This is a genomic window from Citrobacter sp. CK189 (genome assembly GCF_030333505.1).
Lineage (GTDB): Bacteria > Pseudomonadota > Gammaproteobacteria > Enterobacterales > Enterobacteriaceae > Citrobacter_B > Citrobacter_B koseri.
In genome coordinates, this window is the sequence record NZ_JAOWFV010000038.1 from 902,426 (window position 1) to 916,501 (window position 14,076).

At 58.3% G+C, this 14,076-nt stretch carries 6 protein-coding genes; 4 read left to right on the top strand and 2 right to left on the bottom strand.

All coding sequences use genetic code 11. The features are described from left to right. Positions 1-69: 69 nt before the first annotated feature. Both irp2 and ybtA read right to left on the bottom strand, forming a co-directional pair. On the bottom strand, positions 70-6,177 hold the full coding sequence (irp2, locus tag OGV83_RS14210) for a yersiniabactin non-ribosomal peptide synthetase HMWP2 (RefSeq protein ID WP_286463846.1): 6,108 nt from the start codon (positions 6,175-6,177) through the stop codon (positions 70-72). A 190-nt stretch (positions 6,178-6,367) separates the two neighbouring features. Beyond that, complete coding sequence (gene ybtA, locus OGV83_RS14215; protein WP_000140406.1) at positions 6,368-7,327, bottom strand: yersiniabactin transcriptional regulator YbtA; 960 nt, start codon at positions 7,325-7,327, stop codon at positions 6,368-6,370. Between the two features lie 457 nt (positions 7,328-7,784). Here ybtA and ybtP point away from each other — a divergent pair, with 457 nt between their 5' ends. Genes ybtP through ybtS form a run of 4 tightly spaced genes read left to right on the top strand, consistent with a single transcriptional unit; the run spans position 7,785 to position 13,903 of the window. Next, positions 7,785-9,497 carry a yersiniabactin ABC transporter ATP-binding/permease protein YbtP gene (gene ybtP, locus OGV83_RS14220; protein WP_286464015.1) on the top strand — a complete coding sequence of 571 codons (1,713 nt, stop codon included), beginning with the start codon at positions 7,785-7,787 and terminating at the stop codon, positions 9,495-9,497. Beyond that, positions 9,484-11,286, top strand: coding sequence for a yersiniabactin ABC transporter ATP-binding/permease protein YbtQ (gene ybtQ, locus OGV83_RS14225; protein WP_286463847.1), 1,803 nt, complete (start codon positions 9,484-9,486; stop codon positions 11,284-11,286). The genes ybtP and ybtQ overlap by 14 nt, the downstream gene beginning before the upstream one ends. Then, complete coding sequence (ybtX, locus tag OGV83_RS14230; protein WP_286463850.1) at positions 11,279-12,559, top strand: yersiniabactin-associated zinc MFS transporter YbtX; 1,281 nt, start codon at positions 11,279-11,281, stop codon at positions 12,557-12,559. Before ybtQ ends, ybtX begins: the two co-directional genes overlap by 8 nt. Positions 12,560-12,586: 27 nt before the next feature. After that, on the top strand, positions 12,587-13,903 hold the full coding sequence (gene ybtS, locus OGV83_RS14235) for a yersiniabactin biosynthesis salicylate synthase Irp9/YbtS (RefSeq protein WP_286463852.1): 1,317 nt from the start codon (positions 12,587-12,589) through the stop codon (positions 13,901-13,903). The last annotated feature ends 173 nt before the right edge of the window (positions 13,904-14,076 follow it).

Below are 14,076 nucleotides of genomic sequence, written 5' to 3' on the forward strand. Positions count from 1 at the left end.
AGATTCACAAAGTCAATGGAACGCCATGCGTTCGCGATGGCGTTCCGGGGAAAATCAGTTTGCTTCGCGCTATATCCGCCGCTGACGACGGCGAACAGGGCGAGGACGTTTTGTTCTCTCCACCGTGGCGACGCCGGCCAGATAATCGGCCAGGGCGGCAGGAGAAGGGTGGGTGAAGAGGTCAAGCAACGTCAGGGTGGAAAATTCGTGACGTTGTAACAAAACGTGCAGTTGCACCAGATTCAGCGACGTTGCGCCCGCCTCAAAGAAGTTTTCTGCGGGTGTGACAGACTCGCCAACCACCTCGCGGAAGGCGTCGCAAATCAGGCTGACGGTGCTCTCGTCCGCCGCAATGTGCGGCTGAGAGTGCTCAGGGCATACGCGCGGTGAGCGCTCTGCGCATTGCCCTGTGTGTTTAACGGGAGGCACCAGCGCGGCGAGCGGCAGTTGCCAGCCGCTTTCATCCTCGGCCATTCGGTTTAGCAATGCGCAATACTGTTCAAACTGGCGCTCCACCTGCCCGGCAGGAAACAGCGCGGCGACAAAATCCCAGTTAAAGCGCAGTTCGCCTTCGGATTCATAAACCTGGTGATCGAGCCAGACCTGCGGCGTCTGGGAGATGCCCCAGACCGGTTTGAGCAGATTACGCCGGGCGAGGAAGTTATCCTGCTCAAAGCACAGCGCGCTGGTAAAGACGACGGGCATTGGAACGGCAGGCACGTTTTGCCGTTGCGCCAGTTGACGCATCACGCGGATGGCCGACACATCGCGGTGGTTGAGGTTCTGGCTCAGCCGCTGCTGTAGTGACTGCGCGCTGTGCAGCCAGCTTTCGCCGGGATGCCAGCTCAGCAGCATCAGCGAGGTGAAATCGCCCAGAATCTGGTTGATTTGCGGGTGCAGCGGTCGCCTGTCGAAAAGCGTAAGGTTAAGCGTGAACTCAGGCTGCGCACTCCATGCAGAGAGAACCGTTGACCACACCGACAACAGCACGGCCGACGGGGTGAGATGGGCGTCAGCCGCCCGTTTTTTCAGCCGATGCCAGCGCGTGCTGTCCAGCGCGCCGTTCAGGCGGGTGAAGCGCGGTGTTTCAACCTCCTGAGGCAAGCAGCGCAGCGGCAACGCTGGCGCCGGAGGAATATCATCAAGCTGCGCCTGCCACCATGCCAGAGAATCTGGATTGGGCGACTGTAGCGAGGGTTGTTGCAGATAATCCCTGAAGGTGACGGGCAGCGGCGGAAGCAGCTGTTGCGGGTAGCGGTAGCCGTGCTCCAGCTCCGCCAGCAGGATCTGCATGCTCAGACCGTCAAGCAACAGGTTATCCAGACACAGCCACAGGCGGGCAGGCATCCCGTCCACGTATCCGACCTGGAGATCGAATACCGGCCACACTTCGGGGTTGAGTACCTGATGCGCCAGTTTTTCGCGCACCCGCAACGCCTCTTCAGGCGTATGGAGGGTGTGTGCGGGTATCACCCAGGGGGGCGTCTGTTCGAGCACCTGTTGCTGTCCATCACGCACGACGGCGCGCAGCATATCGTGGCGGGCGATTAATCGGTTCCAGACCGTCTCCAGCCGGGTGAGATCCAGATCGGCAATTTCAAATTCAACAAAGAAATGTGAGCCGACGCCGCCCAGGGCAAAGCCCGGCTGACGCCCCACCAGGTAAGCCTGCTGCACGTCGGTAAGCGCAAAGGGCTGGTAGCGATCTTCAGGGGAGTGGACGAATGGTTGTTCGACCGGGACGTCGATTTTCCGCAGCGTGGCAGCAAAATCCGCCAGCCGGGGATGATTAAACAGGTCGCTTAATTGCGCTTCATAACCTGCCTGATGAAGTTGCCCGGTCAGACGGGTCGCCAGCAGGCTATCGCCGCCTTGCTGGAAGAAGTCGGTTTCTCTGGTGACATTGCCAGTCGATAAGAGTTGCTGCCAGAGGGCGGCAACCTGTTTTTCAATGTCGCCCTGGGGTAAATCCGCCTCGGCCTGGTTTTTCGCTTCAGGGGTATGACGACGCTTCAGCGCCTGATAGTCAATCTTCCCGTTAGCCGTCAGCGGTAAGGCGTCGAGGAAAACGATCCGTTGCGGCACCATCCACCCCGGCAGGCGCCCGGCGAGGGCGGCCTGAAGTTGACGGGGATCGCGGCGCACCTGCCTGTCAGGGCATTGTACGAGGAAGCGTTGTAACCCCGCGATCTCATCGCCATGCTGACAGTTGAAGGCGGCTGCGCTAAATAATGCCGCCCAGTCGGCGCTGTTATGCAGCAAGGCCTCCGGCTGCCCATCGGTTAACAGAAGCGTGCTGAGCAAGGCGGACGGCGTTAACTGGCGAAACTCCATCACGTAGAGCAGCGCGCCGGGAACGGCAAGCTGTTGTAATGTCGCAAGGAGCCCGGGATCTTCCGGCAGCAGACGATGCAGGGCGTTATTAAGCCAGATAATGTCCGCCGAGTGAGCGTGCGCCGCCAGCGTGTCTGCATTCCAGGGGGACAGACGGGCACCAGGCCAGGAGGCGAGCCTCTGCCGGGCGCTCAGCAGCATCTCCTGGCTCTGCTCAAGCCCGATATACTCAATCTGTCCGGCGTTGAGCTGTGCCAACAGCGATTCTGCGGCGCGGCCGGTGCGGGTTCCCACCTCAAGCAGGCGTACCGGGCGCTGTAAGCGCTGTGCAAGCTGTTGGCAAATTGTCGCCAGTTCCTGAATATACGGGGCGCTGGCCGGATGGTTGAAGGCCAGGCTTTCCGGCGACCACTGCGCGTCGTTCAGTAACGACAGTTCGTCGCGGGCGCCGCGAAGAATTTGCGATAACGTTAAATCATGTCCGCTGAAATGCGGGTGCTCATCCTCGCGTTCTTCACCAGCGCAGACCTGATAACCTTCAGCAGCGGGCTTCAGTCGCCGTTGCGTCACCAGAAATGCTAACCAGCGTTCCACCACGGCCTGCCAGCGCGGCTGGATAGCGAGTGAGTTCATCAGGGGGAGAGGATCGGCGCCAGCGGTGTGACCCGGCTTTAGTTTTAACAGGCGATGCTGAAGGAAATCGGCTACCTGTTCTGCGGAGATCTCTGGCGAGATGGCGCAACAGGGCAACGTTCCCGCAAGCGTGTGCCACACCTGCGGCAGTGCCGGGTCCCGATGATCGGTAACGCAAAAAGCCTCGCCCTGAGGAACCACGTATGCCGCCAGCGTTTTTTCTTTTTCGCCGATCGCCAGAACGGTTGCTTGTTTCACCCCCGCCAACTGGCTGAGCGCGCTTTCGATTTCGCCCAGCTCGATGCGATATCCTCCGACTTTGACCTGCTTGTCGCGACGACCGAGGAACTCGATTGTGCCATCTGGCCAGTAGCAGCCGAGATCGCCGGTGCGATACCAGCGCTCGTCCGGGAGCGTCAAAAATTGCTGCTCGCTGCGCAGGGGGTCGTTGAAATAGCCTTCCGCGACCCCGATGCCGCCAATCCATAATTCGCCCGGCACCCAGTCAGGGCAGTCCCGGCCCCGTTCATCCACCACCCGGTAGCGTTGGTTGGTTAGCGGAAAACCGTAAGGGATGGAGCGCCAGTGGGCAGGGACGTCGTGAATTTCGCAGGCGTTAGACCAGATAGACGCCTCGGTGGCGCCGCCCATCGCGATAAATTGTCCTTGTGGCCGGAAGGCCCGATAACGGGCGGGGAGGTCAAGCCCGATCCAGTCGCCGGAAAGCATCACTGCGCGCAGGTTTTCCGGCGTGGCATCGGCGAAACCTTCACACCAGGTCAGCAGCATATCGAACAGCGCCGGGACGCTGTTCCAGAGCGTGACTTGATGGCGCTGGATCAGCTCACACCATGCGTGAGGATCGCGCCGTTGATTTTCCATCACCATCACCAGCGCGCCGCCCGCACGCAGTACGCCAAAAATGTCGTAAACCGATAAATCAAAATGCAGGGCGGAGAGGGCCAGCACCCTGTCATGCGGGCCAACCTGATAGCGGGTATTGATATCGCAACAGGTGTTGAGCGCTCCCCGGTGAGAAATGACTACTCCTTTCGGCGTGCCGGTAGAGCCGGAGGTGTAGATAATGTAGGCCGGTTGCGTGGGGTCGCGTACCACCGGGTTGGCGATTGGCTCCGCCTCAATGGCCTGCTGCCAGGCAAGGACGGGAATATCGTCTGACCAGGCGCTGGCGTCGTGCTGGCAAATGAGCACCAGCCGGACGCTGGCGTCAGCATAGATTTTCTCGCGCCGTGCGGCAGGCTGGTCCAGCGAAACCGGAACGTAAACCGCCCCGGCCAGCAGGACGGCCAGAACCGCAACAAGTTGTCCTGCGCCTTTCGACATCGTGATAGCCACATTATCGCCGGGCTGAACCCCGCACTCGATTAACCTGCCTGCGCAACGGCGGGCATAGTCTGTCAGCTCATGATAATTCCACTGATAACGCATGTCCGTTACCGCCAGCGCCTGCGGTTGTTGCAGAGCGATACGGAAAATGCCTTCATGCAGCAAGCCTTCGGGAATGGGGGCGCCGGTGGCGTTGACCCGTTCGCGTATCGCGCGCTGGCTGGCGGGCATCATATCTGCGAACGGCTTTTGCCAGGCGCTTTCGTCATCGCAGAGTTGGTTAATCAACTGGCAGTAGGCGTCGAACAATGTTTCGACTAACGCCGAAGGGAACAGCGCGTCGTTGCTGTCCCATTGCAGCCAGACCTCGCCGTGATGCTCGAACGCCAGATGATCTATCCAGACCTGCGGCGTTTGCGAGATGCCCCATTCCGGCTCGCCCAACGGCGATTCTGCGCGGCTGCTGTAGAGGGAACGCCCCAGATTGCTGGTAAACACCACCGGGGCGCCGTGGGGGTAGCGCTGCTGGCGTTTGAGTTCACGGAGTAGCTCGACGCCGGACCAGTGGCGATGCTCCCAGTCCTCCGTAAACGTGAGCTGGTTTTTACGCGCCAGGTTGCTGACGGTATCGCCATCGCAGGCGGTATCCAGCAGAAGAATATTGGTGAAGTCGGCAAGCATTGCGCCAACCGCCGGGTGCAGCGGCTGGCGGTCGAATAAGGTGATGTTAAGCAGCAGACGCGTCAGGCCGCCCCAGCGAGCCAGCACGGCAGAAAAACAGGTCGCCAGCGCCATTGTTGGCGTCACGCCATATTCGCCGGCCCGGTTGCTAAAGGCGTGCCAGCGTGTTGCCGGGACAATCATGCGGTGCCGGGTATTACGGACTTCACGCAGCGTGGCGGGTTCGCAGGCCAGCGGCAAGACGGGCGCGGGGGGAAGCGTCGATGCTTTCGCCAGCCAGTAAGCGCGCGCGTCGTCTCTCAGTGGTTGATTGATCTTCTGCTGGTGCAGCAAATACGAACGGAAATCATAGCGGGTGTCGATAGCCGGCAGCGATTCTCCGGCCAGCAGGGCGTTAAGCTCATCGAAGAAAAGCGTAAAGCTGGAGGCATCCATAATCAGCAGGTCAATATTGACATGGAGGCGGTGGCGATTGTCCGGCAAGAGCGTCAGCTGAAAATCAAACGTTTCGCCGATCTCCACGCGTAAAAGACGGTGGCTCAGGCGCTGGCGTAGCGCCTCCAGATAGGCCTGGCGGCTTTCAGCGTCGTTATGGCGTAAATCATGAACGGTGACGCCGTTCCAGTAAGGTTGCGGTAGCCAGACCTGCTGCCCGTCGGGGCGAAAGGCGATATGCAGCATTGGGTGGCGTTGCAGCAAGGTCGTGATGGCCTGCTCCAGTTGTGACGCCGTCAGACAATGGCCTTCAAACTCCTGATACAGGTGGCAACCCACGCCGCCAAGCGTCTGCCCCGGCATGCGGCCCGTCAGGTAGGCGTGCTGTACCGGCGTCAATGGGAAGGGGGTACTTTCGGTCATGTTCGGCCAGGATGATTCGTCGGGCGGCGTTTCTTCTTCCGCGTTCTCCGGCGACCGGCTGAGCATTAACTGGTTCCATGCCGCCAGCGTGGGGGCGGCATACAGCTCGCGAAGGGTAAGGCGGTAGCCATTTTTACGAAACCAGTGTAACCATCTCATCAATCTTATTGAATCCAGGCCGGCCTGGATCAGGTTGCTTTCGTCATGTAACTGCTGCGGCGTTAAATTCAGTTCCTGTATAAGCCGCTCGCGTAATTGTTGGTAATCAGCCGCGTGGCGGTTGTCCGGTAACAGCGAATCCTGAGATGGTGCGCCAGAAATCATTCTTCCTCCTGATGGCACGTCTTACCGAAAAGCATTTCTCATATGAGAATAATAATTATTAACAATTGGATGCTACCCGAAACGGGTTTATTTATGCCCGTTTCGGGTTGGTAACAGGCGGAAAGAACAGAGGCCCGGATGGGGTATCCGGGCCTCTGTCAGGGAGGAATTTAGGGGGGCGCGACCCCGGTTACATCACGCGTTTAAAGGTCGAAGGTGTTACGCCAAACTGTTTCTGGAAGGCGGCAGAGAAATGACTGGCGTTGGCATAGCCCAGATCGGCCGCCACCGTCATGACGGAGGTATTGCCGTTAGCCAGGCGTCTTCTGGCTTCCTGCATTCGTTCAGCCTGAAACAGGCCATAGACGCTGTTGTTGAACAGAACGCGGAAGCCTCGCTTAATTTTGAGAACGCTCAGACCGGACTCTCTGGCCAGCTCCGCGACGCCCGGCGCTTGCGTCAGATCAGCCAGCAGCAGATCCTTCGCCCGCAGCAGTTTCTGGCGTTCCATCGGGTTGAAGTGGCAGGAGAGGCAACTGGCGTCTTCGCGATGTTCATCCAGCACCAGACTGAGCATGACCAGACTTTGCCCCTGCAACCATAGCGTCGACGGCTTTTGTTCATGGCTGAAGCCGCCGTGCATGCGCATCAGCGCGTGACGCAAGGCCTGAGCCGTTAAGTGGGTTTCAGCATTACAACGCTGCTGCTGGCAACAGCAGTGGGAGTCGATCTTATTCTTAATGACCGCGCTAATATCCGGTACCCACAGCGCGAGGGTTTCAGGGCTGAAGGAGAGGGTAATGCTCTCGAATCGGCCACAATAGGAGGCGCTGCCACGGCAGTCTGGCGTATGGGTAATGTAATGGCGATTGCGCGCAAGCTCCCAGTCGGTGTGGCGCCGGAGTCCCTGAATCGCAAAGCGCGATGTGCCTTCCAGGATGCACGAGAAGTTAATCCTGCCCAGATCGTCGTGTAGCTGCAACGTCTCAGGCCGCGCAAAATGGCCCCTCCAGAGCAAAATATCCATACCTTCCTGCAACGAACAGCGCAGCAGTTCACACTGAGCAGGAATATTGCCATCGTTTGCAGGTTTCCCGACCACCAACTGGTGAATAGAGATTTCAGATTGCGTTTGCGGTGACTCCGTCATGACCTGGTTATCTCCCTGTGGCTTAGACCAATGCGGGCATATACCCGTCATATTTCAAGTTGCATGTGCGTTGGCTACGGGTTACTCGGCCCATCCCTGGGCCTCGCCCTTACGGGCCGCCGCAAGCGGCGTTCAAATCTGTTCCAGACAGATTTGTCACTCACCCCAGTCACTTACTTCTGTAAGCTCCTGGGGCTTCCCTCGCTTGCCGCCTTCCTGCAACTCGAACTATTTAGGGTATAAATAGAACCGAATGGGGTAGATGAGTTATTGATAATGGTTATTATTCACATTAATTCTCAGAACGCCACCCTGAATTGTCGTTTTTGGCGTCCGTAAAAATTCATCAGGAAATTCAGTTACTCCCATGTCATCTCAATCATCCAATACTGAATCGCTGTCCCGATTTCCTCTCTGGCAGGTGATTACACCGGTTCGCAGGAAGGTTATTTTAGCTATGGCGCTGGCGGGGCTGGCGGCATTAACCAGCCTGGGGGCGCTCCTTTTTCTGGCGTGGAGCCTGCGCGACATTCGCGCGACGCCTGACGCTATTCCGGCCTGGCCGCTGGGCGGCGTGATCGGCTGCGTGATCTTAACTTTTGTTCTGCGCTTGCAGGCGTTCAACACCTCTCATTACGCGGCTTTTCATCTGGAGAACATTCTGCGCAGCAGGTTAGCCCGTAAAGCATTGCAGCTTCCGCCTGGCGTGTTACAGCAAATGGGCAGCGGGTCAGTGGCGAAAGTGATGCTGGATGACGTGAAGTCGTTACATATTTTTGTGGCCGACAGCACGCCGCTCTATGCCCGCGCGATCATTATGCCGCTGGCGACAATCGTTATCTTGTTCTGGCTGGACTGGCGGCTGGCAATCGCGACGCTGGGGGTACTGGCGTTTGGATCGGTTGTTCTCGTGCTCGCCCGCCAGCGTTCGGAAGATATGGCTCAGCGTTATCATAAGGCGCGCGAGCAGGTCAGCGCGGCGGTTATTGAGTTCGTGCAGGCCATGCCCGTAGTGAGAACGTTTGATAGCGGCAGCACCAGTTTTTTGCGCTATCAACGCGCCCTTGAAGAGTGGGTCGATGTGCTCAAAACCTGGTATCGCAAAGCCGGTTTTTCAGCGCGTTTTTCCTTCTCGATTCTGAATCCTCTCCCGACCCTGTTTGTCCTGATCTGGTCGGGATACGGCCTGTTGCACTATGGCAGTCTCGATTTTATTGCGTGGGTGGCCGTTTTACTGCTGGGCAGCGGAATGGCCGAAGCCGTAATGCCAATGATGATGCTCAATAACCTGGTCGCGCAAACGCGTTTAAGCATTCAGCGTATTTATCAGGTTCTCGCGATGCCGGAGTTATCGCTGCCGCTGTCCGACCAGCAGCCGCAAGAGGCGAGCATTACCTTTGAGCAGGTGAGCTTTCATTATCCGCAAGCGCGTACTGGCGCCGCGTTGCAGGAGGTGAGCTTTCATGTGCCTGCCGGGCAAATTGTGGCGCTGGTCGGGCCAAGCGGCGCCGGAAAAAGCACCGTGGCGCGCTTGCTGCTGCGTTACGCCGACCCGGACAAAGGCCATATCCGTATTGGCGGCGTGGATCTGCGCGATATGCAGACGGACACCCTGATGAAGCAACTCTCATTTGTGTTTCAGGACAACTTCCTTTTTGCCGACACGATAGCCAATAACATTCGTCTGGGCGCGCCGGATACGCCGCTGGAGGCGGTAATAGCGGCGGCCAGAGTGGCGCAGGCCCATGATTTTATTAGCGCGCTGCCAGAAGGTTACAACACGCGAGTCGGGGAGCGCGGGGTATTTCTCTCCGGCGGCCAGCGGCAGCGCATCACTATCGCCCGGGCGCTTTTGCAGGATCGCCCCATCCTGGTGCTCGATGAGGCGACGGCGTTTGCTGACCCGGAAAACGAAGCGGCGCTTATCAAGGCGCTCGCGGCGGCCATGCGCGGCCGGACGGTCATCATGGTCGCGCATCGTCTCTCAATGGTGACTCAGGCCGATGTGATATTGCTGTTTTCCGACGGACAGCTCAGGGAAATGGGGAACCATACGCAACTGTTGGCGCAGGGCGGCCTGTATCAACGGCTCTGGCAACACTATCAGCAGGCGCAGCATTGGGTGCCGGGTGGAACACAGGAAGAGGTGGTGGAAAATGAAAGACAATAATCCTGCGGATAACCTGGCCTGGCGCGTCATCTGGCGCCAGCTTATCTCCAGCGTTGGCAGTCAGGCCAGGATGCTGCGGCGCAGTATGCTGGCGCTGTTGCTGGCGGCATTCATGCAGGGGATCGCCTTTGCCTGTCTTTATCCGATCATTGATGCGCTGTTACGGGGAGACGCGCCGCAACTTCTTAACTGGGCTGTGGCCTTCAGCGTCGCCGCGATTGTGACGCTGGCGCTACGCTGGTATGGCCTGGGCTTTGAATACCGTGGTCATCTGGCGCAGGCCACCCATGAGTTGCGCCTGCGACTTGGCGAGCAGTTACGCCGCGTGCCGCTGGAGAAGCTCCAGCGCGGCAGGGCGGGCGAAATGAACGCCTTGCTGCTGGGCAGCGTGGATGAAAACCTCAATTATGTTATTGCGATAGCCAATATTTTGCTGCTCACCATTGTCACGCCGCTGACGGCGTCTCTGGCGACATTGTGGATAGACTGGCGGCTGGGGCTGGTGATGTTGCTGATCTTCCCTCTGCTGGTGCCGTTTTATTACTGGCGCCGCCCGGCGATGCGGCGACAAATGCAGACGTTGGGGGAAGCGCACCAGCGGCTGAGCGGTGATATCGTTGAATTTGCTCAGGGGATGATGGTATTGCGCACCTGCGGCAGCGATGCCGATAAAAGCCGGGCGCTGCTGGCGCATTTCAATGCGCTGGAAAACTTACAGACCCGCACTCACCGTCAGGGCGCTGGCGCGACGATGCTGATCGCCAGCGTCGTGGAGTTGGGCCTACAGGTGGTGGTGTTATCCGGGATCGTCTGGGTGGTGACGGGCACTCTGAACCTCGCCTTTCTGATTGCCGCCGTCGCGATGATTATGCGCTTTGCAGAACCGATGGCGATGTTTATCAGCTACACCTCGGTTGTGGAACTGATCGCCAGCGCCCTGCAACGGATTGAGCAGTTTATGGCGGTAGCGCCGCTTCCCGTCGCAGAGCAAAGCGAGATGCCGGAACGTTATGATATCCGCTTTGACAACGTCAGCTATCGCTACGAAGAAGGCGACGGCCACGCGCTTAATCATGTTTCTTTGACGTTCCCGGCGGCCAGTATGAGCGCGCTGGTGGGCGCCTCCGGCGCAGGCAAAACCACGGTCACTAAACTGTTAATGCGCTATGCCGATCCGCAGCAAGGGCAGATTTCTATTGGCGGCGTCGATATTCGCCGCCTGACGCCGGAACAGCTCAATAGCCTGATTTCTGTTGTTTTCCAGGATGTCTGGCTGTTTGATGACACGCTGCTGGCGAATATCCGTATCGCGCGCCCACAGGCGACGCGACAGGAGGTGGAAGAGGCCGCCCGCGCGGCGCAGTGCCTTGAGTTTATTTCCCGTCTTCCGCAAGGCTGGCTGACGCCAATGGGGGAGATGGGTGGCCAGCTATCGGGCGGCGAGCGCCAGCGGATTTCCATTGCCAGAGCGTTATTGAAAAACGCGCCGGTCGTCATTCTCGATGAACCGACCGCCGCACTGGATATTGAAAGCGAGCTGGCGGTGCAAAAAGCGATCGATAACCTGGTTCACAACCGGACGGTGATTATCATTGCTCACCGTTTATCCACCATCGCCGGGGCCGGAAACATCCTGGTGATGGTAGAGGGACAGGTGGTTGAGCAGGGTACTCATGCGCAATTGCTCTCTCATCATGGACGTTATCAGGCGCTGTGGCAGGCGCAAATGGCCGCGCGCGTGTGGCGCGACGACGGGGTTTCCGCGTCTGGAGAGTGGGTGCATGAGTGATGTTCAGTCGAATGTGAAACCGCTGACGTTGACGACCGGGCGGGTGATTTTTGCTATTGCCGGCGTCTATGTGACGCAGAGCCTGGTATCGGCGCTGTCTATGCAGTCCTTACCCGCGCTGGTGCGCGCTGCTGGCGGATCGCTGGCGCTTGCCGGTGCGACAACCCTGTTTATGCTGCCTTGGGCGCTGAAGTTTATTTGGGCGCCGTGGATCGAACGCTGGCGGCTTCCGCCCGGTAGCCAGGAACGCCGTTCCCGGATGTTAATCCTGCGTGGTCAGGTCGCGCTAGCGGCGATCCTGACTATTGCCGCAGCGATTGGCTGGTTTGGGCGAGAAGGGGGATTTCCTGATACGCAAATCGTCGCGTTATTTGTTCTGTTTATGGTGGCAGGTACGGTCGCCTCCACCATTGATATCGCCAGCGACGGCTTTTGCGTCGATCAACTGACCCGCGCGGGTTACGGCTGGGGAAACAGCGTGCAGGTTGGCGGCAGCTATCTGGGAATGATGTGCGGCGGCGGGGTGTTCCTGATGCTGTCGGCAGCATCCGGCTGGCCTGTCGCCATGCTGATGATGGCGGTGCTGATTATGGCGCTGTCATTCCCGCTGTGGCGCATTACGGAGCCGACGCGAACAGCGACTATCCCGCATGTTCCGGCGTTAGGTTATGCGCTACGGAGGAAACAGGCGCGCCTGGGTTTACTGCTGGTATTGATGCTGAATTCAGGCATGCGGTTTGTGCTGCCTCTTCTGGCGCCGCTGTTGTTGGATCATGGGTTAAGCATGTCCGCGTTGGGCGCGCTGTTCAGCGGCGGCAATATTGCAGCGGGCATAGCAGGAACGCTGGCCGGCGGATTGCTGATGAAATACACCTCACCCGGCAGAGCGCTGTTGACGGCTTATGGCGTCCAGGGGATCGCGCTGCTGGCGGTGGTTATTACGCTCATGATGGCGCCGGGTCATCTGCTGCTGCCGATTCTCCAGTGTCTGGTCATTGTCCAGTCCATTTCGCTGGCCTGCGCGCTGGTCTGTCTTTACGCCACGCTGATGTCGCTTTCATCGCCTTTGCAGGCCGGTGTCGACTTCACCCTCTTTCAATGTACTGACGCGGCAATCGCCATTCTGGCAGGCGTTATCGGCGGCGTTGTTGCTCAACATTTTGGCTATGCGGCCTGCTTCCTGTTTGCCGGGGCATTCACGTTGCTGGCGGCGTGGGTTGCTTATATCCGGCTGCATTCGGCAAGAGAACTGATGACAAGCGCAATTGATTGATCCGGGAATAACACAGAGAGGTAAGGGATGAAAATCAGTGAATTTTTACACCTGGCGTTACCAGAGGAACAATGGCTGCCGACGATTTCTGGCGTTTTACGCCAGTTCGCAGAAGAAGAGTGTTATGTCTATGAGCGTCAACCCTGTTGGTATTTAGGCAAAGGGTGCCAGGCACGGCTGCACATTAATGCCGACGGAACGCAGGCGACATTTATTGATGATGCCGGGGAGCAACAATGGGCGGTGGATTCCATTGCCGACTGCGCACGTCGTTTTATGGCACATCCTCAGGTGAAAGGACGTCGGGTATATGGACAGGTTGGGTTCAACTTTGCGGCGCATGCGCGGGGGATTGCCTTTAACGCCGGGGAGTGGCCGCTGCTGACGTTAACCGTTCCCCGTGAAGAACTTATTTTTGAAAAGGGAAATGTCACCGTTTATGCGGACTCCGCCGACGGGTGCCGACGTTTGTGCGAGTGGGTAAAAGAGGCCAGTACAACGACGCAGAACGCACCACAGGCGGTGGATACCGCCCTCAATGGTGAGGCGTATAAACAACAGGTTGCGCGCGCCGTTGCGGAGATCCGCCGTGGCGAGTATGTCAAAGTGATTGTCTCGCGCGCCATTCCCCTGCCATCGCGGATTGATATGCCCGCCACGCTGTTATACGGGCGGCAGGCAAACACGCCTGTGCGCTCGTTTATGTTCCGTCAGGAAGGACGCGAAGCGCTGGGCTTTAGCCCAGAACTGGTGATGTCAGTGACGGGCAATAAAGTGGTTACTGAACCGCTTGCGGGCACCCGCGATCGCATGGGAAACCCGGAGCATAATAAGGCGAAAGAGGCAGAACTGCTGCACGACAGTAAAGAGGTGCTTGAGCATATCCTTTCTGTCAAAGAAGCGATTGCTGAACTGGAGGCCGTTTGCCAGCCGGGCAGCGTGGTGGTTGAAGATTTAATGTCGGTTCGCCAGCGCGGCAGCGTTCAGCATCTGGGGTCTGGCGTGAGCGGCCAGCTCTCGGAAAACAAGGATGCCTGGGATGCGTTTACCGTGCTGTTTCCGTCTATTACCGCCTCAGGCATCCCTAAAAACGCTGCTCTGAACGCGATTATGCAAATTGAGAAGACGCCGCGAGAGCTTTATTCCGGCGCAATCCTGCTGCTGGACGATACGCGCTTTGATGCGGCGCTGGTCCTGCGTTCCGTATTTCAGGACAGCCAGCGCAGCTGGATACAGGCGGGGGCGGGGATCATCGCGCAATCTACGCCGGAACGCGAACTGACGGAAACCCGGGAGAAATTAGCGAGCATTGCGCCCTATTTAATAGCGGCAGAGCAGGGGTAATCGAGTGAGATTGCCCGTCCAGGCAGTCAGCGGCTGGTTATTAATGTGAAGCGTAGCGTTATGAAAAAAATCCACGCTTTGGCGTGGATTTTTGTTATTCGTGAAAGAGTCACCTTTCACGAAGATGAGTCAATGACGAGTAAAGCTTCCGTTCATGAATACCCGTTTCGGGC

Excerpts from the sequence above, each read along its gene's own strand:
- irp2 (WP_286463846.1), bottom strand. The coding sequence starts at position 6,177 with ATGATTTCTGGCGCACCATCTCAGGATTCGCTGTTACCGGACAACCGC.
- ybtA (WP_000140406.1), bottom strand. The coding sequence starts at position 7,327 with ATGACGGAGTCACCGCAAACGCAATCTGAAATCTCTATTCACCAGTTG.
- ybtP (WP_286464015.1), top strand. The coding sequence starts at position 7,785 with ATGGCGCTGGCGGGGCTGGCGGCATTAACCAGCCTGGGGGCGCTCCTT.
- ybtQ (WP_286463847.1), top strand. The coding sequence starts at position 9,484 with ATGAAAGACAATAATCCTGCGGATAACCTGGCCTGGCGCGTCATCTGG.
- ybtX (WP_286463850.1), top strand. The coding sequence starts at position 11,279 with ATGAGTGATGTTCAGTCGAATGTGAAACCGCTGACGTTGACGACCGGG.
- ybtS (WP_286463852.1), top strand. The coding sequence starts at position 12,587 with ATGAAAATCAGTGAATTTTTACACCTGGCGTTACCAGAGGAACAATGG.